Raw genomic sequence first — 22,349 nt, forward strand, 5'->3', positions numbered from 1 at the left:
GCATCAATCCTGCCCGTGCCGATTGCGATAGTTGCGGACTCGGTCGAGAATCTTTTCCTCCTCATTTTCCGGCCCTTCGAGACTATAGATGGGCGATACACCGCTATCCTTCAAGGGGGCAAGGCGAACCGGATCTCCGGATTCCACCCGCAGCACGTCGGCCACCTCACGGGGGAGGCGCACGTTATCCGGCCCGATCCATGCCATCGGTATGGTGGTGACCCGGAAATCCCGAAACGAGCGGTTGGAGATCATTACTCTCTGCTCCGGAGGCACGTCCAGATTGATGGCTTTGGTGACCACCATGGCATGCCGGTTGACCGAATCGCGCACAGTGCGAATGTTGTTAACGAACGCCTCAACCACTGGGCCGCCATCAAAAATATCCACCATGCCGTTAAAATTGAAACCTTCCGCCTGCAGCATCTTGAGCGCCGGGCGGGTGTTCTCATGCACCCTGCTGATCACGGCCCGGGCTGTGTCCGGCAGCATGGGCAGGTAGATCGGGTACTTAGGCATCAGTTCTGCAATAAAGGATTTGTTGCCCAGGCCAGAGAGCATATCGGCCTGAATGAACTCCATATCGAAGAATTTGCTGCCCAGGGCATCCCACAGAGGACTGCGACCTTCTTTATCGGACACTCCGCGCATTTCTGCAAACACCTTCTCGGAGAAATGGCTGCGAAAGTCGTCCAGGTACATGAACCGGCAGCGGGATAACAACAGGCCATTTCCACCGCCTTTATAATCGTCTGACAACAGCAGGGAGCAGATTTCCGTGGTGTCGGTCATGTCGTTGGACAGGTGCAGCGTCGGCGTACGCACGTGCACTCCCAACTCCCGCGAGGCGTTCACGGTAACGCTCAGGCGATAGTTGTAGAACACCTCTTCCAGCCCAACCCGAGCCTCAACCCCACTGATACCCACCGCTTTTTTGGTGACGGTGTCTTCCAGTACAAACAGGTACAGGCCCGCTTCCGGGGCACAGCGCTGGTTGAAGGATTCGCGGGCGCGCTCGATCTTGCGTTGCAGCATTTCCCGATCCGCCGGCAGGGTGGTCAGCCCCTTGCCAGCGTTCTGGGTCATCAGGTACAGATCGTCCAGATCATTTTCCTGCAATGGGCGGATAACCAGCATGCTACGCCCTCCCCTGTATGGTTCTGTTCATAGCGGCGAGATCCTTACCTGGTCTCCGGCACTGCGATTGAGGGCATGCCAGGTGCTGACGGGCACCTTCACCTCGTCGGTCAGGGTTTCGGCAACAGGCGTGAGCAGGCAGCGGAACTCGGCGCCCTCGCCGGCGCTGATCAGGCAGGTTTCGCCATCGGGCGTTTCGCTGCCGTGCAGAGTTTTCTGTTGGCTGGTGACCAGGGTTTTCAGGCTGTCGGTGCGGGCTTCCAGCACGGGCCCGCCATCGAAGATATCCACGTAGCTACCAGGCTGGAAGCCTTCCCGTTGCAACAGATCGTAATTGGCTTTGGTCAACGGATGGGGTTCGCCCAAGGCAGCCTGCGCGTCTTTACTGAGCAGGGTGACGTAGACGGGGTTGGGCGGCATGAGTTCGGCGATAAAAGTTTTGCTGAGCTGGCCGGAGTACTGGTCGGCGGTTTCGAAATCCATATTGAAAAAGTGCCGGCCGAGGCTGTCCCAGAAGGGCACGTGGCCGCCGTCGTGCTGGATGCCCTGGATTTCGACCACCGCGCGGCTGGTGAACCAGTCGCGGTGGCTGGCAATGAACAGGATTCTGGCCCGTGAGAGCAGTTCAAACGCGGGGGTTTCGCGCAGCTCGGGCCTCAGGGTGAAGGCGCACAGCAGGGTAAGGTCGGTCAGTGCGTGGCTGGGGTAGAGTACTTCTACGCGCCGGGAGACGTTGAGTTCGTGGGAGGCGTGAATGAGGTTGTCGCGGCGGTAGTTGTAAAACGGGTGGCCGTTGCCGGCCCGGGCGTCGATGCCTGCGGTGCCGGCGATCTGGCCGGTGTCGGTGTTTTCGAGGACGAAGAGCAACCGGCGCGGGCTGTTGCCTTTGCTTTGGCTGGCAAGGGAAGCCTGGGACTGGGCGATTTTGTTTGCCAGGGTGTGTTCTGTTTTGGGCAGCGTAGACGATAGCCTGGCGCTTTGGCTGCCAGCTATATCGAGTATTTGCTGCAGGTCATCCGGGTTGGCTGGCCTTACTTGCCACATTCCATTACTCCCGCAAGATTCGTCCGGAGTGTGACGACCGGTCCCGCACTGGGAACTATGCCGTCAACTTTTTAACCGCTGCTTCGAAGCGCTCCAGCGCATCGTCAATATCCGTTTCCGGGATGATCAGCGACGGGGCTAACCGGATCACGTTTGCCCCGGCCATCAGCACCATCACGCCTTCATCCAGGCCGGCGTTCAGGAAGTCTTTGGCTTTGCCCTGCCACTTTTCGGTCAGCACGCACCCCAAGAGTAGACCAGCGCCGCGCACTTCGGAAAATATGCCGTAGCGTTCGCCGATGTCCATCATGCCTTTGCGCAGTTTGTCGGAGCGGGCTTTGACGCCTTTGAGGATTTCCGGCTGGCTGACGGTGTCGATGACTTTCTGCGCCACCGCGCAGGCCAACGCGTTGCCGCCGTAGGTGCTGCCGTGGGTGCCCACACCCAGGCTTTTGGCGGCGTTGGCGGTGGCCAGCATGGCGGCCACCGGGAAGCCGCCACCCAGGCCTTTGGCGCTGGTGAGAATATCGGGCACTACGTTGTACATTTCATAGGCGTAGAGGTGGCCGGTGCGGCCGACGCCGCTTTGCACTTCGTCGAACACCAACAGGGCGTTATGGTCGTCGCAAAGTTGGCGCAGGCCTTTGAGGAAGTCGGGGTCTGCGGGCATAACGCCGCCTTCGCCCTGGATGGGCTCAACCACTATGGCGCAGGTTTTTTCTTTGGAGATCAGTGCTTTTACTGAATCCAGGTTATTGAACTCGGCGTGGTGGATACCACCCGGAGCCGGTTCAAAACCTTCCAGGTATTTGGCCTGGCCACCCACGCTGACCGTAAACAGGGTACGGCCGTGAAAGGAGTTGGTGAAAGAGATAATTTCGTGTTTGTCCGGGCCGTAGTGTTCCCAGGCGTAGCGACGGGCCAGCTTGAAGGCGGCTTCGTTGGCTTCGGCGCCGGAGTTGGCGAAGAACACCCGGTCAGCGAAGGTCTGGTCGCACAGAGTTTTGGCCAGGCGCAGGGCCGGCTCGTTGGTCATGACGTTGGACAGGTGCCAGATTTTTTCAGCCTGTTCCTGCAACACACCCACCAGGCCCGGATGGCAATGGCCAAGGCTGGTAACGGCGATGCCGCCCTGCAGGTCCACGAACTCGCGGCCGTCCTGATCCCACACGCGGGAGCCTTCGCCTCGGACCGGGATAATATTACCCGGCGCGTAGTTGGGCACCATTACTTCATCAAACAGTTCGCGGGAGACAGGTTCTCTGTTCATGGATCTCTCTCAGTGACTCATTGCTAAGTGACAAGGTGAATATTCACATAATACGCCACTCAGGGCATAAGAACAGCCGGTTGCGTAAAGGGCGGCAATTCGATGATGCGCAAGCGGTTTTTGTCTGGGCCAAGCAGGGCTTTAACCAGCAGTTTGTAGGAATCGAGATCGAAGGTGACCGGCTCTGCCCCCGGTGCGAATTCGTTCAGCGCCTGCTCACTGTGCACGGTGGCAATGTGTATCCAGTTGCAGATCACCAGTATGTCGGTGCGACCGGTTTCGCGGTTCTCTTCCACCAGGCCGATCGAGCCGGGCCAGGGCCAGGTTTTCAGGCGCAGGGCGTGGAAGGCAATCTGCATGCGCAGGTTGTAGCGGATGGCATCTTCAGCGCCTTCACAGGCCCCTTTGCAACGGCCGAGGCTGCGCTGAAAGCAAGGGCCGGGGCCAGCAGGCTCCAGGCCCAGCAGTTTGCCACACAGGTCGTTTTTGGCAGCAATGCCCTGGATCGCGCCCTGGGCATCGCGTTTGCTGCGGAATAGCCCGAAATAGTCGCCCAGCCGATCCGGGCTGATGGTGCGCGCCAGCTCCGACTGCAGGTAGCCGTCGGCGTTGGTGCTCAGGGCAATGCTGACCAGGCTTTTCGCGGCCCGGGAGCGGCGATTGTAGAGCGGGCTCAGAGTTTTGATCTGTTTCAGTTCCAGCAGCAGCGCCCCCAGCTCGCCGGCGGTTTCGGTGACCTCCACCCGACGCAGGCTTTCCGACATACGCAAGCCGCGGCTGGACTGGTGATCGCCGGAAAAATGCGACGCCACCCGTTGGGCGATGTTGGTGCTTTTGCCCACGTACAGCAGTACATCGTTGTCTCCGTAAAAGCGGTACACGCCCGGTGAGTGTGGTAACTCTCTGAAGATTTCCGACGGCACGTTCGACGGCGTGCTCTGGCGCTGCAGCAAACGGTGAACAGCGCTGTTCAGGGCATCGTCTCCGTGCTCACCCCGAGCGTGTTCGAAGAACGCCAGCATGGCCGACACATCGCCCATGGCCCGGTGCCGCTCCACCTGGGGCAAGTTATGCCGGGCAATCAGTGCATCCATGTTGTGCCTGGCCTCGCCCGGATACAGCGCCCGCGACAGCCTGACCGTGCACAGCACCCGGGCGTTAAACGCCCGCCCCAACCGGCGAAATTCGGATTTGATAAAGCCGTAATCGAAGCGGGCGTTGTGGGCCACAAAAATGACGCCCTCAAGTTGCTGCTCGAGCTCATCCGCCATCTCTGCAAACAAAGGGGCTTGCGCCACCATCGCATTGGAGATACCGGTCAGCCGCTCAATAAAGCCGGAAACCCGGGTTTCCGGATTCAGCAACGTCTGCCATTCCCCGACTACCTCACCCGCCCGCCAGAACCGGACACCAATCTCGGTAATCCTGTCCCGTTGCGGATTACCGCCGGTGGTTTCGATATCAAGGAAAGCAAATGTCTCGTTTTCAAGAGCTGTCAGTTTCTGTGCCATCCGCTGTTTTACGACCATTAATCAGAGCCAGATGCTCCGAGAGCGATGTTCAGGCGTCATAGACATTCGTCTAAATCACCACCGATTATGTTTGAAATGTCACAGATTCGTAACTACCTTGCATTTGGGTCCAACAACAAAAAATCTGTGGAGACAACAACAATGCAAAGTAACAAATTAAGAATGGCCATTCGTGCGACGGCGGCTGTGACGGTTTTGGGTCTAGCTTCTCAGGCGCAAGCCTTTGAAATTCAAGCTGGCGACGTCAATGCCGACATCTATGGTTACGCTCGACTGACCGCTACCTATGATATCAACGAAAAAATTACCGGCGACGACAGCACCCTTGCCGGTGACTTTGGAAAAGTTTCAGGCTCCGACAACGAAGGTCACTTTGATGCGTCAGCCACACAAAGCCGTATCGGTGTCAGAGCTACACTGCCTAACGATTTCAAAATTGTCGTAGAGGGCGATTTTGCCAGCGCCGGAAACTTCCGTTTGCGTCATGCCTTCGGTGAATACAACGGTGTCCTCGCGGGCCAAACCTGGTCCAACTACAACAGCTTTACTGGTAACACCCCAACTCTGGACTTTAACGGTTCTGCGGGTTGGGCTGGTTATCAGGCTCGTACCGCCCAGCTGCGCTACACCACCGGAGGTCTTTCTGTCTCCGTAGAAGATCCTAAGGGGTCAGTGACCGGCGCAACTACAGTGATTGGTGGAGAGACCGTTAGCACCAAAAAAGACACCATGCCCGCCTTCACTGCTCGCTATGAAGGCTCTGCTGATGCGCTTTCATTTGCTGCCGCGGCACTGGTCAAGCAAAACGCCTATGAAAACGTGGTAAATGACACGGACGACACGGCGATGGGCTACGGCGTTTTTGGCGCGGCAAAGTTCAAAGCTTCCGACATGATTTCGGTTCAAGGCAGCATCAACTATACAGATGGCGCGAACTCGTACCTCTATTTGTCTGGAGCGTCTGACGGCTTCGTTGATGCGAATGACGATCTGGAAACAGTTTCTGGCATTGGCGGCTCGCTCGGCACCAGCATCTCGCTCGGCAATGGCCGCAGCGTCAATTTGGTCTACGGTATGACTCAAATGGATGTTGATAGCGCTGCTGCAGAGGAAACTCGCTCCAACGTGATCGCCAACTACATGTGGACCCCTGTTCAGAGCGTTATGATGGGCGTGGAATACCAGTACTGGAAAACCGAAACCAAAGGCGGCGACAGCGAAGATGCTAACCGTCTGATGTTCGCAGCGCAGTACAACTTCTAATCCTTCCTGTCAGTAGTTAACTCAGAATCACCCCGGCTTCGGTCGGGGTTTTTCGTTGCAGCTGATGAGGTGACACCAAGAAAAAGGCCAAAGACCAGAAACGCCTGGTTGAACTGACTCAGCCCTTCGAAAAGGCGGGGCCATGCAGGATCTGCACAACTACTTCGACTGGATGTACTTCGCGAGCTGATCAGGTTTAGAGCCAGACCGGGGGTTCCCCCGGTCTGGCTTTTGGTTATTCCCCGGCCCGCAAGCGGGTGCGGACACTGCGGGTGGTCATCACCCCGAGCACTTCCATCAATGACCAAAGACCACGGTCATGCTGTTTGGGCGCCTTGCCCTTGGCGATACGGCCGATTTGGCGGGTGTACCAGCTCACTTCCATCAACGCCATGTCGTCAATCATCCGGATACCGGTTTTTATCGGCCGAACGGCACTGACTACGGAATCCCCACTCATGATCCGGTTCGGCAAATCCGGCTCTACCACCAATGGCCGGGCCAGGCCCACCAGGTCAGTCGCACCGGAGGCAATCGCCTCTGCCATGCCGGTTTCGGTACGAAAACCACCCGTCACCATCAAAGGCACATCGGTAAGCTGGCGAACCTTCTCGGCAAACTCCAGAAAGTAGGCTTCCCGGGCTATGGTACTGGCCTTCACCTGGCCATGCTCCCCACCTTTGGCCATGGCCGGGTTCTCGTAATTGCCACCGGAGATTTCCACCAGATCAATGCCTTCGGCCACCAGGGCCTCGATCACCGCCAGCGACTCGTCCTCGGTAAAGCCGCCTCGCTGAAAGTCCGCCGAGTTGAGCTTGATCCCGATACTGAAAGCGTCACCGCATGCCTCCCGGATAGCCCGGTACACCGCCAGCACAAAGCGCCGACGACGCTCTGCTGAACCACCCCACTCGTCGGTGCGCTGATTGTGGTGCGGCGACAGGAACTGACTGACCAGATAGCCATGGGCGCCATGAATCTGCACGCCATCAAACCCGGCCTTCTTGATGACCGCGGCACTGCGGGCAAACCGATGAATGATGTTCTCAATCTCCGGCCCCGTCAGCGCCCGAGGCGTGGCAAACATGCCTCGCAGCTCTTTTTTGAACGGAATGGCACTGGGCGAGACCGGGCCCCGGTTCAGCATCTTCGGGCTCTGCTTGCCCGGATGATTCAGCTGCACCCAGATCTGCTTGCCACCCACCTGCCCGGCCTGCGCCCAGGCCGACAACAATTCCAGATCCGACTCATCCTCCACCACCACATTCTGCGGCTCCCCGATGTGCCGGCGGTCAATCATCACGTTGCCGGTTATCGACAATCCCGTGCCACCCTCCGCCCAGGCCCGGTACAAGGTCGCCAGCTCTTTGGTGGGGTGGTTATCAATGGTGCCCAGGGTCTCGCTCATGGCGGACTTGGCGAAGCGGTTGGGTAAGGTGGAGCCGTTCGGGAGTTTGAAGGGTTGGGAGAGACGTTCAGCGGGAGTCATGGGTGGCCTCGAATGGTTGTTATTAAATTCCATGAGGCTGATGGTGGATCTGTTCGACGGTTCGAGCATTGGCCGACGGGACACAAACATAACGAACACAATAAAATACGCCAGCGGACAACGGCAGTGCTGGAAGGAGATAAGCGCCCCACACCTGAAAAGGTCGGGGCGCTGTTGCTCGCGACGACTACAGCAGCAGGGTGCGAATATCCCCCAACAGCTGCGTCAGGAGGTTGGTAAACCGGGCGGCATCGGCCCCGTTGACCGCGCGGTGGTCGTAAGACAACGACAGCGGCAGCAGCAGCCTGGGCTGGAACTCCTTGCCGTCCCACACCGGCTTCATGGAAGCCTTGGAGACACCGAGGATCGCCACTTCCGGCGTGTTCACGATCGGCGTGAACGCGGTGCCGCCAATGCCCCCCAGGCTGGTGATGGTAAAGCAGGCGCCCTGCATTTCGGCAGGCTTGAGTTGCTTGTCCCGAGCCTTCTGCGCCAGTTCGGCACTTTCGGCGGCCAGTTCCCACAGGCCTTTCTGGTCGACATCCCGGATCACCGGCACCATCAGACCATTGGGCGTGTCCACCGCAATGCCAATGTGGATGTACTTCTTACGCACCACCTCTTTGCGCTCCATGTCGAGCGCCACGTTGAACTGTGGCAGCTCGGCCAGGGCCGCGGCACAGGCTTTCAGCAGGAATGGCAGCGGCGTCATCTTCATGCCACGCTTCTCGCCGGCCGCTTTCTGGCTCTTGCGGAAGTTCTCCATTTCGGTGATGTCGGCATCGTCGAACTGGGTGACGTGGGGCACGTTCAGCCAGCTGCGCTGCATGTTATTCGCGGTGGCGAACATCATGCGGGACATGCTCTCGCGCTCGATTTCACCAAACTGGCTGAAGTCGGGTAACTTGACCCCCGGAATACCGCTACCGGTGCCCACAGACCCGCCCTGCTGGGCTTGCTGCAGCTGGCTCTTGACGTAGGCGTGCACATCATCTTTGATGATGCGGTTTTTTGGGCCAGTGCCTTTCACCCGCGCCAGGTCCGCGCCCAGCTCCCGGGCCAGTTTACGCACGGCCGGGCCGGCGTGAACCTTGGTGCCCGCAGCCGGGGGTTCGTAGGTGGACCCCTGCGGTTGCGGGGCCGATTCCTGCTTGTCCGACGTCGGCTGGGGCTTGCTATCCTGACGTTTGGCTTGCGCTTGCTCGCCAGAGTCAGAAGCTTCGTCGGCCTCGCCGCCCTCTTCTTCGATGGTCATTTCCAGCAGGTCGTTGCCTTCAGACAGCTTGTCGCCTTCCTTGACCAGGATCTTGCCGACCTTGCCGGCATAGGGCGACGGAATTTCCATGGTGGCCTTGTCGGACTCCACGGTCACCAGCGGGTCGTCGACACCGATGGTGTCGCCCTCCGCCACGTTGATTTCGATTACCGGCACGTCGTCAAAGCCATCCAGCGACGGCACCTTCACCAGTTCGGTGCGGGAGCCGCCGGATTTCTTTTTAGGCGCCGGCTTGCTGTCTTCAGATTTGGCTTCAGGTTTCGCCTCGGCCTTGTCCTCGGTTTTTTCTTCCTTGGCGTCGTCACCAGCATCTGAGCCGCCAGCGTCATCGCTGGCTTCATACAGGCCGACCACATCGCCCTCTTTCACCTTGTCACCGACTTTTACGGTGATTTTGGTGATTTTTCCGGCACCGGGGGCTGGCAGTTCCACCGAGGCTTTGTCGGATTCAACCGTCAGAATCGGATCTTCTTCCTGAACCGAGTCACCCTCACTGACGGTGATTTCGATGACTTCGACTTCGTCCGCACCGCCGAGATCCGGAACCTTGATTTCCTGTTCACTCATTGCGGTCTCCTTAGCTCAGCACCGGGTTCGTTTTGTTTCGATCGATTCCGTACTTGCGCATCGCGTCGAGAACCACATCGTTCTTCACTTCACCATCCTGCGCCAGGGCAGACAGCGCACTGACCGCCACGTGGTAACGGTCTACCTCAAAAAAGCTGCGCAGCTTTTCCCGGGTGTCGCTGCGGCCGAAGCCGTCGGTGCCCAGAGTCAGGTAGGTTTTGGGAATGAACGCCCTGAGCTGCTCGGAATGCAGCTTGATGTAATCGGTAGAGGACACCACCGGCCCGGTTTGCTTCTCCAGACACTGCGTTACGTAAGCTTTCTTGGGCTTGTCATCCGGGTGCAGACGGTTCCAGCGCTCAATGTGCTGGCCATCACGGGCCAGCTCGTTGTAGCTGGTGACACTCCACACATCCGACGCCACACCCCAGTCGTCTTTCAGCATCTGAGCAGCAGCAAGCACCTCATTCAGGATGGCACCGGCACCGAGCAACTGTACTCGGGACGCTTTCTTGCCCCCTTTAACTTCGACCGATTCGATCTTGTACATGCCCTTGATGATGCCGTCTTCACAATCCTTAGGCATCGCTGGCTGTTCGTAGTTTTCGTTCTCGATGGTCAGGTAGTAAAAAACGTTCTGGTTGTCCTCGAACATTTCTTTCATACCATGGCGCAGTACCACGGCCATTTCGTAACCGTAAGCCGGGTCGTAGGCTTTGCAGTTCGGAATGGTGTTGGCCAAAACATGGCTGTGGCCGTCCTGATGCTGCAAGCCTTCACCGTTCAGGGTAGTCCGTCCGGCGGTGCCGCCGACCAGGAAGCCCCGTGCCTGCATGTCGCCAGAGGCCCACGCCAGATCACCAACGCGCTGGAAGCCGAACATGGAATAGAAAATATAGAAAGGGATCAGCGGGAAGTTGTTGGTGCTGTAAGACGTTGCCGCCGCCATCCAGGCCGCCATAGAGCCGGCTTCATTGATGCCTTCTTCCAGAATCTGGCCTTTTTTGTCTTCCCGGTAATACATGATCTGATCCCGGTCTTCCGGGACGTACTTCTGGCCTTCCGCAGTGTAAATGCCCAGCTGGCGGAACATGCCTTCCATACCAAAAGTACGGGCCTCGTCCGGGACAATGGGCACAACCCGCTTGCCGATACGCTTGTCTTTGGTCAGCGCGGTCAGCAACCGCACGAACGCCATGGTGGTGGAAATCTTGCGATCACCAGAACCTTCCAGCACGGCTTTGAAGATATCCAGCTCCGGAACCTGCAACGGCTGGCTGTCTTTGCGTCGTTTGGGATAGAAGCCACCCAGCTCCTGCCGACGCTTATTCATGTACACGATTTCCGGGCTGTCCGGCGCTGGTCGATAATAGGGTACGTCTTTGAGTTCTTCGTCTTTCAGTGGCACCGCAAAGCGGTCACGGAACGACTTCAGCTGCTCAATGTCGAGTTTCTTCAGGGAGTGGGCGGTGTTCTGGGCTTCGCCCGCCTCACCAAAGCCGTAACCTTTAACGGTATGGGCCAGAATCACAGTCGGTCGGCCGCCATTCTTGTGGATGGCATGATGATAAGCGGCGTAGATCTTGTAGGGGTCATGGCCACCACGGTTGAGCTTGTTGATGTCTTCATCCGAGAGGTTATCAACCAGCTTGGCCATCTCCGGGAACTTGTTGAAGAAGTGCTTGCGGGTATAGGCTGGCCCATTGCTCTTGTAGTTCTGCAGTTCGCCATCACAGACTTCGTCCATGGCCTGCTGCATTTTTCCGTCTTTGTCGTTCTCGAACAGAGGATCCCAGTGACGGCCCCAGACCACCTTCACCACGTTCCAGTCCGCACCCCGGAACACACCTTCCAGTTCCTGAATGATTTTGCCGTTACCACGCACCGGGCCATCCAGTCGCTGCAGGTTGCAGTTAACCACGAAGATGAGGTTGCTGAGGTTTTCCCGGCCGGCCATTGAAATGGAACCCAGGGTTTCCGGCTCGTCAGTTTCACCATCGCCGACAAAACACCAGACTTTACGATCGCCCATTTCGATGAGCTCGCGGCTATCCAGATACTTCATCACGTGGGCCTGATAGATGGCCTGGATCGGACCAAGGCCCATGGAAACCGTTGGGAACTGCCAGTAATCCGGCATTAACCAGGGGTGTGGATATGACGACAGACCGGTGCCATCGACTTCCTCACGATACTTGTCCAGATCCGACTCTTCGAACCGGCCTTCCAGGAAAGATCGGGCATAAATGCCAGGCGAGGAATGCCCCTGAAAATAGATCAGGTCGGATTCGCGCTTCTCATCCCCGCCATGGAAAAAGTAGTTGAAGCCGACGTCATAAAGCGTGGCGGCAGAAGAGAAGGATGACACGTGACCGCCCAGGTCACCGGGCCGCTGGTTGGCACGCATCACCATGGCCATGGCGTTCCAGCGAATCAGCGAACGTATTCGACGCTCCATGAACAGATCACCGGGCATCGGCGCCTGCTGGGCAACGGGAATTGAGTTGCGAAACGGCGTGGTAATGGCATAGGGCAGCTCGGTGCCGTCTCTGCTCGCTCGCTCTGACAGTCGTTCCAGAATAAATTTGGCCCGGTCTACGCCTTCGTTCTCGATCAGAGATTCCAGCGCATCAAGCCATTCACTGGTTTCAGTGGGATCATCGTCCTGGTACATCAAACCTCCCCTTAGCATCTTAAGGTGCAACGTGGGCCACGATCAGCAGCCGCACACGGTGCAATAACGAAAAGCTGCAAAAAGCTGCAGTTTTATATTGTGGATACGTCAGCTTGTGACAAACGCTGAATAGTGCGAATAACGTCTTTCAAGCATAGAACAGCTTTCATATTTTTCCTGCTCCAGAGCCGGCCAGCAGTAGGGCTTTTGGCTCTTGGCCGGCCTGAACGCCAGGCTTTCGGCGCTCTGAAAACGCATTGCGACCGAAACTTACGTATTTTTACTACAAAAAGACCCAAAAACACAAACAAACAAGCGTTTTAATGCACATGAAAACCCTGTTATGTACTATTAGTTACGTAATAATGGCGAATCTTGATGACTAAAACAATCCAACTCAGACCAATGTCTCACTCTGGCGTTTTGCGCGAAATCCATCGCCCGACAAAACAGTCTTGACTCTATGTTTTCGACGACATTGAACGGTGTTTCACTATATTTGGTGATTTTTACGATATTTACCGACAGAAAACTCACGCTCATCAACCCGCTATTAATTAGCCCTGAAAATGAATTTCGATTTATGTATACTTACCTGCCCGTTTTTTAACCAGTAAGGAAGGCACACACCCTCCTTGTATTTTTTTGGCACCCAACTGAGGGCGATCTATGAACTCCATCGTCACCTTTCCAAACCGTATTCCGGTGCAGGAATTCGAAGAACGCCGGTTCAAGGTTTTTACTGACCGCCAGCTGGACAAAATTGAAGCCATCCAGAGCCTGCCCGAGGCGACCTTGTTTGAAATGAAGGTGGTCGCCAGCGTGCTGCCGTTCCGGGTCAACGAATATGTGATCAACGAACTGATCAACTGGGACAAGGTACCGAACGACCCCATCTATCAGCTGGTGTTCCCTCAGAAGGGTATGCTCAAGGATGAACATTACGAACAGATGGCACAGCTGCACCGGGACGGCGCCGACAAGAAAGACATCCAGGCCGCTGCCAAAGTAATCCGGGACGAGCTGAACCCGCACCCGGCCGGCCAGATGGAAATGAACATGCCGGAGCTGGACGGCGAAGTGCTGGACGGCGTGCAGCACAAGTACCGGGAGACGGTGCTGTTTTTCCCGGCCCAGGGCCAGACCTGCCACTCCTATTGCACCTTCTGCTTCCGCTGGGCGCAGTTTGTCGGTGACAAAGACCTGAAGATGTCGAGCACCGAAGCATCAAAGTTGCATGGCTATCTGCAAGAGCACACCGAAGTCACCGACCTGCTGGTGACCGGTGGCGACCCCATGGTGATGAAGACCAAAAGCCTGGTGCAGTACCTGGAGCCGCTGCTGCAGCCGGAGTTTGACCATATCCAGACCATCCGCATCGGCACCAAGGCCCTCACCTTCTGGCCGTACCGTTTTGTCACCGACAAAGACGCCGACGAGCTGATTGAGCTGTTCGCCAAACTGGTTGATGCCGGCAAGCACGTGGCGATCATGGCGCACTACAACCACTGGCAGGAAATCACCACCGACATTGCGGAAGAAGCCATTCGCCGCATCCGCGCAACCGGTGCTGAAATCCGCGCCCAGGGCCCACTGATCAAGCATGTGAATGACAACGCCGATGACTGGGCCAAGCTGTGGAAGAAAGAAGTGCAGCTGGGCATCATCCCCTACTACATGTTTGTCGAGCGCGACACCGGCGCCAAGAACTACTTTGAAGTGCCTCTGGCCGAGGCCTTCCAGATTTACCGCGACGCCATGAAAAAGGTCTCCGGCCTGGCTCGCACCGCTCGCGGCCCCAGCATGAGTGCCGGCCCCGGCAAGGTAGAGATCCAGGGCATCGCCGACATCCAGGGCGAGAAGGTCTTCGTGCTGCGTTTCCTGCAAGGCCGCAACCCGGATTGGGTGCAGCGCCCGTTCTTCGCCAAGTACAGCGAAACCGCCACCTGGCTGCATGAACTGGAACCGGCCTTCGGGGAAGAGAAGTTCTTCTTTGAAGACGAGTTTGAGGAGATGAAGCAGGGCAATGGCTAAGGCGGCTGCCTGACGAAGATCGAGAAAAAGGCCAGATGGAGTGATTCATCTGGCCTTTTTTTGTGCCAGCTCACTGACATTCAGCTCAGATGCCTCTATTGCCTATTGACTTGTCGAATAATGAACAATCTTGAAGTTTTTATTTAACAATCATTTACATACCTGAAATTGTTGAGACTTCATTTAGAGCCTACCTTTAATGCAGCCCAAATAGACGCGCTTGGGCGAAGGGAATGTTGGTCAGGGATGACTGCGAATATTCACAATCCCCCTGCCCAATACTCCTGTTTCTCGGCACTCCGATCTGTGCCAACTCTGACGACTAACGATAACGGAAACAGTGATGTTCGAAAAAAATAAGCTTTTAATTGCGATTCTTGCGGCGACACTTACAGTCGGCCTCACCGCCTGCGGCGGCAGTTCTTCCAATTCCGGGGATCAGGGGGGCATTGACGATCCAGACAAGGAGCTCGATGGCAATTCGGATGGCACGCCCGCACCAGGTGACGATACAACGGTCGCTGCTGGCTCTGAAACAGGTCGCTTTGTTGACAGTGCAGTTGGCGGCATCGAGTACGTAACCAGTGCCGGCTACATGAGCATCACCAACGATAACGGCGAGTTCCGCTTTAACGAAGGCGAGACCGTAACCTTTCGGCTTGGCCAACTAAACTTCGGCACCGTTCAAGCAGGCAGCCTTATCACCCCTGTCGAGCTGGCCGGCGGCGACAGCGAAAAATCAGTAAACATTGCCCGCGTTCTGCAAACCCTCGATGACGACGGCATTCCGGATAACGGCATCACAATTACGCCAGCCACCCGTGAAAAAGCGGCCATCCAGAATCCTACGGACGTAGCTACCGTTAATCTGGATACAGCAAAGGAGATCATTCTCTCACTGGCCAGCGACAACACTAGCGCGCCCATAGACGTGGTTACCCGCGAAAAGGCTGAAAGCCATCTGAATGAGACGCTGGCAGCAGAAAAACCAGTGACCAGCTGCGGAGTGAGCACAACCCCGGTTACTGAAGTTCATCTCCAGAACAACACTTTTGGCTACATCAGACTCGAAGAGGACGATAAAGAAATCAACCTGATGAGTTTTGGTGCCAGTGATAGCCTGATTGAGTTCCATAACGACTTGGGCTTCGTCGAAAAGAAAACGGGCACGACTTGGAGAGTAGTGACCAACGGAGAGGTGTCATTCACCGATTCAGACGGAACTGAGACCTTCACTGCCTGCGCAGTAGGCCCAACCGAAGCGCCCTATTATCTAATTTTCAATAGCGATGATGGTGCAGTCACGCTTTACTCAACCAAAGCCTATAATGCGACCAGCGCTTCGCAGTCCTACCTATTGACTTCAATCGATAGCCTCTTGAACGAGCTTCAGCACAACATTGTAACCATCGATTCTGAGCTAAACGCAGAACTCATCTCTAGTCTTGGCTTTGAAAGCGCCAGCATTGCGCAAAGCGGTGCATTGGAAGTTTCCGACAGCACGGACAACAGCACCGACGCACTATATCTGCTGGCCGCCCAAGGCAAGCAAATCGGCATCTACCTTGACTTCAACGGGTCCGAAACTTTGGTGGATGTAGGTATTGCTGCTGGCATCCCGGTCACCACTCCGGTTACAACTTCTTCCGTAGCTGGCAACACCTTCGTTGCGCGCAACGAAGCGGATAATGAGACGATCATTCTTGTTCACAGAAGCGACGGTACGGCTTTTGACTACCACAATGATGCGTATCAAGGCAGCACCCAGAAAGCTGGCGTTAATGTCAGCACCTGGGAGGTGAATGACGAAACCGGTGAACTGACCTACACAGAAACAACCGAGTCTGGCGAAGAAAGCACGGAAACCTTCCGCGTATTTGAATCCAACACTCGAGTGTATGCGCCAGATGAAGAAGGTGCTTCTGTCGAGACACTGAGCAAAACGCAAGCGATCACTGAAGCAAGCTTCGTTGGCTCATTCAACGTGAATGTGCCAACCGAAAATACGGTTGATAATGCACTGGTCATCAACAGCGATAAGACCTGCTCCTACGATGGAACTCCTTGCACATGGGCAATTGATGCCAGTGGCAAAGCTGAGCTTTCATTTGCTGGAGAGAACGTTGTAACCCAGATCTGGCAATTGGCGACAAGCAACGATGAGTTCGCTTTTGTCATGACCGAACCGGATCTTGTCTCTGACATCCAGCCGGGCTTCATGACCCGCAACTAAGCCACCAGGCTTTCAGGCCCGCTCCGGCGGGCCTGTTTACCTCCCCTTCTTCGGCACAAACCCCGCCGGCTTCTCCCGAACCCACCCCACAAACACCCGCAACTCCTCCAATTCCAGCAACCGCTCCAGCGTGTTGTAGTGCAGCCCCAGATCGTGCTCAGAACGCGCCTTATGGATGGCGTTATGACAGGGCCGACAGACCCACAGCGTGCGAGTAATCAACTCCTCTTTACTGAACAGCTTCTGAAAACGCTTCTTGCGATGCAGGTGCTTGGGGATCAGGTGGTGCCGGGTGAGCCTGGCAACGGGGCGCTCACACAGTTCACAGTTATCTGGCTGGGGCGGGAGTTTGAGCATGGCTGCTGGTCAGAGGTAGTGGGCCGGACAACAGGCTGATCCGGCCACGCGCTGCGATTCCTGTTGCTGTGTCAGTGCATCAGGGTATACAGCTTCCTACGGTATGTGCGCACGTCCGGATTGTTGTTGCCGAGCTTCTCGAACAGTTCCACCAGTGTGGTTTTGGCCACGCCGTCCTTGTAGGTGCCATCCGCCAGCATCAGCCGAATCAGTAAATCCATCGCCTCGGCATTTTGCTCCTGCAGCACCTTATGCAGTGCCAGCTGGTGCAGGGCCTCCGGATCTTTCGGGTTGGCTTCGAGTGCCTGTTCCAACCCGGCGATGGGGGGCAATTCCGCGGACTGCTTCATGAACTTGATGCGGGCCGCCAGCTGCTTGGCTTTATGCTGAAGCTTTTCTTCCGGGGGCAGGCTCTCCAGAACCTGTTCGGCGGTTTCCAGGTCACCCTGCTCGGCTTTCAGCTGGGCCAAGTCAATCAGTACGTCAAGGTTTTCCGGGTCTTTCTGGTTCATCTCGGTGAGGATGGCCAGGGCGCCGTCGACGTCACCGGCTTCCCATAGGCCATGAGCCTTTTCATAAGGATCTTCAGCCGGGGCTTCGATGTGCTTCTCCAGCACCTTGCGGATCTCGCTTTCCGGCTGGGCACCGTTGAAACCGTCCACCGCCTGGCCGTCTTTCACCAGAATCACCGTCGGCAGGCTGCGCACGCCTAAAGACGACGTCAATTCTTGCTGCTCGTCGGCATTCACCTTGGCCAGCTGGAAGTTGCCCTGGTATTCCTCCGCCAGCTTTTCCAGTATCGGCATCAGCTGTTTGCAGGGGGCGCACCATTCTGCCCATACATCCACCAGTATCGGCGTGCTGGCAGAGGCTTCCATGACCTTCTGCTGAAAGTTGTCCATGTTGGCGTCAAAAATGTACGGCGAAGCTGTCATAGATTTACCCGATTAATAAAACATGTGATGGCTCTGGTTATGGGGCCAAGTGACTAAAAATCAAGCCAACTTGAAAAACCCGCCTTTGCCGTCACATAGGTTGTTAATCACCCACACCTTGAGAGCAAACGGTATGAACGACGAGAGCCGCAAAGACTCCCTGGAAGACTTCGAAGAAGACATCACCGAGTACATTGGCAAAGACGAGAACAGCAAAAGCCTGGCGCTGCCGCAGCAAATGAGGCCGCAGCGAATGTATCTGCTGCCGGTGACGAACCGTCCGTTCTTCCCTGCACAGGTTCAGCCGGTGGTGGTCAATCAAGATCCCTGGCAAGAAACCCTCAAGCGGGTCGCTGAAACCGACCACAAGATGCTGGGCATCTGCTTTGTCGAAGACCCGGAGTCGGAATCCGGCATTCCCGACAGCAAGGCGCTGGAAACTATGGGCTGTGCAGTGCGGGTGCACCAGGCCCAGAACGAAAGCGGCAAAGTGCAGTTTATTGCCCAAGGCCTGCAGCGCTTCAAGATTGTTCAGTGGCTGCGCCGCCGCCCGCCCTATCTGGTGGAAGTGGAATACCCGGAGGAACCGGAAGAACCGACCGCCGAACTCAAGGCCTACACCCTGGCCATCATCGGCGCGATCAAGGAGCTGCTGCGCACCAACCCGCTCTACGGTGAAGACGTTAAGCAGTACCTGTCCCGCTTCGGCCCGGAGGACAGCTCGCCACTGGCGGACTTTGGCGCCTCCATGACCAGCGCCCCCGGCCCCGAGCTTCAGGACGTACTGGACACCGTGCCCCTGCTCCGGCGCATGGAGAAGGTGTTGCTGCTGATGCGCAAAGAGCAGGAAGTGGCCCGCCTGCAGACGGAAATCAACGAGGAAGTCAGCGAGAAGGTGCAAAAGCACCAGCGCGAATTCTTCCTGCGCGAACAGATGAAAGTGATCCAGCGCGAGCTGGGCATTGCCAAGGACGACAAGACCGCCGATGTGGAGCGCTTTGAAGAGCGCATGGCCAAACTCAACCCGCCAGAGGCGGTGCAGGAACGCTTCAAGGATGAAGTTCAGAAACTCCGGGTGCTGGAACAGGGCTCGCCAGAGTACGGCGTTACCCGGAATTATCTGGACTGGATCACCCAGGTGCCCTGGGGCGTGCATTCGCAGGATCACTTCAACCTGGCCGAAGCCCGCAGGATACTGGACCGGGATCACGACGGTCTGGGCGATGTTAAAGACCGCATCATCGAGTTCCTGGCGGAAGGCACTTTCAAGGGCGAAGTGAGTGGTTCCATACTCTTGCTGGTGGGCCCGCCAGGGGTAGGCAAAACTTCCATCGGCCACTCGGTGGCCGATGCCCTGGGCCGGGAGTTCTACCGGTTCAGCGTCGGCGGTATGCGCGATGAAGCCGAGATCAAGGGCCATCGCCGCACCTACATCGGCGCCATGCCGGGCAAGTTCGTGCAGGCCCTGAAAGACAGTAAGGTGGCCAACCCGGTGATCATGCTGGATGAGATCGACAAGATCGGCTCGTCCTACCAGGGCGACCCGGCCTCTGCCCTGCTGGAAACCCTCGATCCGGAACAGAACAAGGACTTTCTCGATCATTACCTGGATGTGCGCATGGACTTGTCCAAGGTACTGTTCATCTGCACTGCCAACCAGCTGGACACCATTCCCCGGCCGCTGCTCGACCGGATGGACGTAATCCGCCTGTCCGGCTACATCGCCGAAGAAAAACTGGCCATCGCCAAGCATTTCCTGTTGCCACGCCTGCTGAAGCGGGCCGGCTTACTGAAAAAGCAGCTGAACATTTCCGATGCGGCGATTCGCCAGGTGATTGAGGGCTACGCCCGGGAAGCCGGCGTGCGTAATCTGGAGAAACTGCTGCACAAGATTGTCCGTAAAGGCATTGTCCGATTGCTGGAGCATCCCGGCGAGCCGGTGAAGGTAGGCGTCTCCGATCTGCTCGGTTATCTCGGCCAGCCAGCGTTCCGTAAAGAGAAATCCCTAAAAGGCACTGGTGTGATTACCGGCCTGGCCTGGACCGCTATGGGCGGCGCCACCCTGAGCATTGAAGCCTCTCGCATTCACACCAACCAGCGCGGCTTTAAACTGACCGGACAACTGGGCGAGGTCATGCGGGAGTCAGCCGAGATCGCCTACAGCTATGTATCGTCCAATCTCAAGCGCTTCAAGGGTGACCCAACCTTCTTCGACAAGTCGTTCGTGCACCTGCATGTACCGGAAGGTGCGACACCCAAAGACGGCCCCAGCGCTGGCGTGACCATGGCCACCGCCCTGCTCTCCATTGCCCGAAGGGAAGCGCCGCAGCAAAATCTGGCAATGACCGGCGAACTGACGCTAACCGGTCAGGTGCTGCCGGTGGGCGGTATTCGGGAAAAGGTGATTGCGGCGAGGCGCCAGAAAATCAATAACCTGATTCTACCGGAAGCCAACCGGGGCGATTACGAGGAGCTGCCGGATTACCTGAAGGAGGGGCTGACGGTGAACTTTGCCAGGAACTATAACGATGTGTTTCAGGTTTGTTTTGGTAACAAGCCCCGAAGTGATGCCAGCGTGCATTGATCCGGGTTCAGGTAAGGTTCAGTTGGTACGATTGGGGTCAGTCCCCATTCGGGGACTGACCCCGTAGCTGGCATCGGAGCCACCCTCACAAGTCTGATCGGTCCTGGGTGGGGTGGCTGTTTTATGCCGGAAAAAGATGCCTGAGCGAAGCGAGTTGTTTTTCCAAAGAAAACAGCCACCCCACCCAGGACCAGACTCCAGATTTCAGGCTTTCTCTTTCCAGCCATCGTCCTTGAGCACCGAGCCGACGGTCAGCAACGGCGAGGCGTCGATATCGTCGGCGTTCATCATATTGGCCACACGCTGCAGGGAGGCCAGAATCATGGTCTGCTCCCATTCCGCCAGGCTCTGGAACTTCTGGATAAAATCTTCCTGCAACGGATTCGGCGCGCGGGCCAGCAGCTCGGCGCCGGCTTCGGTCAGGTGGGCGTGCACTTTGCGCTTGTCCTGAGTGCTGCGCACCCGATACACCAGCTTGCGCAGTTCCAGCCGGTCCAGAATCGTCGTCACCGTCGCCTGGCTAAGGCTGACACTCTCGGCGATGGTGCCGATGGTCACCTCCCCCAGGTCCCGGATGGTACGCATAATCAGCAACTGCGGCCCGGTGAGCCCGGCGTGCTTGCTCAATCGCTTGGAATGCAGATCCGTTGCCCGGATCACCCGCCGAAGTGCCACCAACACCTGCTCGTAATTCTTCACACTACCACTCCAGAATAAGCCCATTATTTATACCTCTAATTATTAGAGGTCGTTATTCTGACGATTGCAAGTGGGCAATATCACCTAACTTGCTTCGTGTTTTGCAGCACCACTATTAACCCGCCGCCATGCGGCATTATTTCTGCCAGCCACTATGCTAAGGTCACGCCTTTGCCATTCACCCACAAACGGAAACGGTTGATGATCAGGTATTACCTCGCGCTCGTTCTTGCCTTCGCCATGGTCGGTAACATCCACGCCCAGCAACGAGAATTGGGGCCGGATAAAGAGTTGACTCCCGAAGATGTCGAGGAAAGCATCAGAACCCTGGAAAAGCCCATGTACACCCCGTTTGTGGAGCTGTACCTGCTGGACGAGACCAAGGCCATCCGCAAGGAAATGCAGGACACCCGCGCAGAGCTGATTGAAAAGGTTGTCGAGAAAGAACTGTCTGTGGCGGACAAAACCATGTCTTACGCCGCCGACACCGTTACCTACTTCTTTTACCTGATTGCCGCTGCCACCTCTATTCTCGTGGTTATCGGCTGGAACTCCATCCGCGACATGCGCAACCAGCTCACCACCCTGGCGGAAAAACGCGTTAACGAACTGGTAGTAGAATATGAAACCCGGTTGAAGTTCATCGAAGAACAGTTGCAGCTGAAATCCGAGATTATCCACCAGAACCAGGTCGACATTGAACGCACCAACGAGGTGCACGGGCTCTGGTTAAAAGCAAGCCAGGAAACATCACATCAGAACAAGATCACCGCCTATGACCAGATTCTCGACCTGCGCCCAGACGATGTCGAAGCACTCAGCTACAAGGCCGACGCGGTTCTGGAAATACGCGAACCCCTGTGGGCCATCAGTCTGTGTCAGCGAGCGCTGAAGCTGGCACCGGAAAACGGCCATGCTCTTTACCAGCTGGCCTGCGCCTACGCAGAGATCGGTCGCTGGGAAGATGCCACCAACACATTGGCCAAAGCCCTCGAAATCTCTGAGGCCTACCGCGACGATGCGTCTGTTGACCCAAGTTTCAAACAGCTGCAGGATCACGAGAGCTTCAGGAATCTCGTCTTTACTGACCAGGACGACAGTACGGACGCCTAGCATCACAGAGACCGGCACAATCCTTGCTGGCTTAACCACGAGCAGCAATTTTGTGTTCCGGAGCCACTCTGGCCTGATCTGCTTGACAAGCAGTAGGCTGTGGTGTTTGTTTAAGTCTCTGAGAACATAACAATAACCCTGA

The 22,349-nt window shown here is 56.7% G+C and carries 15 protein-coding genes; 5 read left to right on the plus strand and 10 right to left on the minus strand.

Annotated elements, in window-relative coordinates:
• Positions 1-3: 3 nt before the first annotated feature.
• The 4 genes from astA to C7H08_RS07725 are packed head-to-tail and all read right to left on the minus strand — an operon-like array spanning position 4 to position 4,962.
• Entirely contained in the window at positions 4-1,137 is a 1,134-nt protein-coding gene (gene astA / locus C7H08_RS07710) for an arginine N-succinyltransferase (RefSeq protein WP_106671160.1), read from the minus strand.
• 27 nt (positions 1,138-1,164) lie between these two features.
• The gene (locus tag C7H08_RS07715) at positions 1,165-2,181 is read right to left on the minus strand and encodes an arginine N-succinyltransferase (protein WP_106671161.1); all 1,017 of its coding nucleotides are present in this window, start codon (positions 2,179-2,181) and stop codon (positions 1,165-1,167) included.
• 55 nt (positions 2,182-2,236) lie between these two features.
• The gene (locus C7H08_RS07720) at positions 2,237-3,451 is read right to left on the minus strand and encodes an aspartate aminotransferase family protein (RefSeq protein WP_106671162.1); all 1,215 of its coding nucleotides are present in this window, start codon (positions 3,449-3,451) and stop codon (positions 2,237-2,239) included.
• A 59-nt stretch (positions 3,452-3,510) separates the two neighbouring features.
• Positions 3,511-4,962, minus strand: a complete 1,452-nt coding sequence (locus tag C7H08_RS07725; RefSeq protein ID WP_106671545.1) for an exonuclease domain-containing protein — start codon at positions 4,960-4,962, stop codon at positions 3,511-3,513.
• A 96-nt stretch (positions 4,963-5,058) separates the two neighbouring features.
• Here C7H08_RS07725 and C7H08_RS07730 point away from each other — a divergent pair, with 96 nt between their 5' ends.
• Positions 5,059-6,246 carry a DcaP family trimeric outer membrane transporter gene (locus C7H08_RS07730; protein ID WP_227663148.1) on the plus strand — a complete coding sequence of 396 codons (1,188 nt, stop codon included), beginning with the start codon at positions 5,059-5,061 and terminating at the stop codon, positions 6,244-6,246.
• Positions 6,247-6,481: 235 nt separating this feature from the next.
• Here C7H08_RS07730 and C7H08_RS07735 read toward each other — a convergent pair whose 3' ends face one another.
• The 3 genes from C7H08_RS07735 to aceE all read right to left on the minus strand — a co-directional run bounded on the left by C7H08_RS07735 (position 6,482) and on the right by aceE (position 12,252).
• Positions 6,482-7,735: an NADH:flavin oxidoreductase/NADH oxidase family protein gene (locus C7H08_RS07735; RefSeq protein ID WP_106671163.1), complete on the minus strand. Its 1,254-nt coding sequence runs from the start codon at positions 7,733-7,735 to the stop codon at positions 6,482-6,484.
• Between the two features lie 187 nt (positions 7,736-7,922).
• Complete coding sequence (gene aceF, locus C7H08_RS07740; RefSeq protein WP_106671164.1) at positions 7,923-9,578, minus strand: dihydrolipoyllysine-residue acetyltransferase; 1,656 nt, start codon at positions 9,576-9,578, stop codon at positions 7,923-7,925.
• A 10-nt stretch (positions 9,579-9,588) separates the two neighbouring features.
• Positions 9,589-12,252 (minus strand): pyruvate dehydrogenase (acetyl-transferring), homodimeric type, encoded by a 2,664-nt coding sequence (aceE, locus tag C7H08_RS07745; RefSeq protein ID WP_106671165.1) that lies wholly within the window; start codon positions 12,250-12,252, stop codon positions 9,589-9,591.
• A 669-nt stretch (positions 12,253-12,921) separates the two neighbouring features.
• Between aceE and C7H08_RS07750 the strand changes: the two genes are divergently transcribed.
• Positions 12,922-14,286 (plus strand): KamA family radical SAM protein, encoded by a 1,365-nt coding sequence (locus tag C7H08_RS07750; protein WP_106671166.1) that lies wholly within the window; start codon positions 12,922-12,924, stop codon positions 14,284-14,286.
• 343 nt (positions 14,287-14,629) lie between these two features.
• On the plus strand, positions 14,630-16,519 hold the full coding sequence (locus C7H08_RS07755) for a hypothetical protein (RefSeq protein ID WP_106671167.1): 1,890 nt from the start codon (positions 14,630-14,632) through the stop codon (positions 16,517-16,519).
• A gap of 36 nt (positions 16,520-16,555) precedes the next feature.
• Here C7H08_RS07755 and C7H08_RS07760 read toward each other — a convergent pair whose 3' ends face one another.
• Both C7H08_RS07760 and trxA read right to left on the minus strand, forming a co-directional pair.
• Positions 16,556-16,876, minus strand: a complete 321-nt coding sequence (locus tag C7H08_RS07760) for a hypothetical protein (RefSeq protein ID WP_106671168.1) — start codon at positions 16,874-16,876, stop codon at positions 16,556-16,558.
• Between the two features lie 71 nt (positions 16,877-16,947).
• Positions 16,948-17,811, minus strand: a complete 864-nt coding sequence (gene trxA / locus C7H08_RS07765; RefSeq protein ID WP_106671169.1) for a thioredoxin — start codon at positions 17,809-17,811, stop codon at positions 16,948-16,950.
• A 133-nt stretch (positions 17,812-17,944) separates the two neighbouring features.
• On the opposite strand from trxA, the gene lon reads away from it, so the two are divergent.
• Positions 17,945-20,395 (plus strand): endopeptidase La, encoded by a 2,451-nt coding sequence (gene lon, locus C7H08_RS07770; protein WP_106671170.1) that lies wholly within the window; start codon positions 17,945-17,947, stop codon positions 20,393-20,395.
• 204 nt (positions 20,396-20,599) lie between these two features.
• Here the strand turns inward: lon and C7H08_RS07775 are convergent, their stop codons facing one another.
• Complete coding sequence (locus tag C7H08_RS07775; RefSeq protein ID WP_106671171.1) at positions 20,600-21,094, minus strand: MarR family winged helix-turn-helix transcriptional regulator; 495 nt, start codon at positions 21,092-21,094, stop codon at positions 20,600-20,602.
• Positions 21,095-21,295: 201 nt separating this feature from the next.
• Between C7H08_RS07775 and C7H08_RS07780 the strand changes: the two genes are divergently transcribed.
• Positions 21,296-22,207, plus strand: a complete 912-nt coding sequence (locus C7H08_RS07780; protein WP_106671172.1) for a tetratricopeptide repeat protein — start codon at positions 21,296-21,298, stop codon at positions 22,205-22,207.
• Positions 22,208-22,349 lie beyond the last annotated feature (142 nt).

Origin of the sequence: Marinobacter halophilus (assembly GCF_003007685.1) — a bacterium.
Classification (GTDB): domain Bacteria; phylum Pseudomonadota; class Gammaproteobacteria; order Pseudomonadales; family Oleiphilaceae; genus Marinobacter; species Marinobacter halophilus.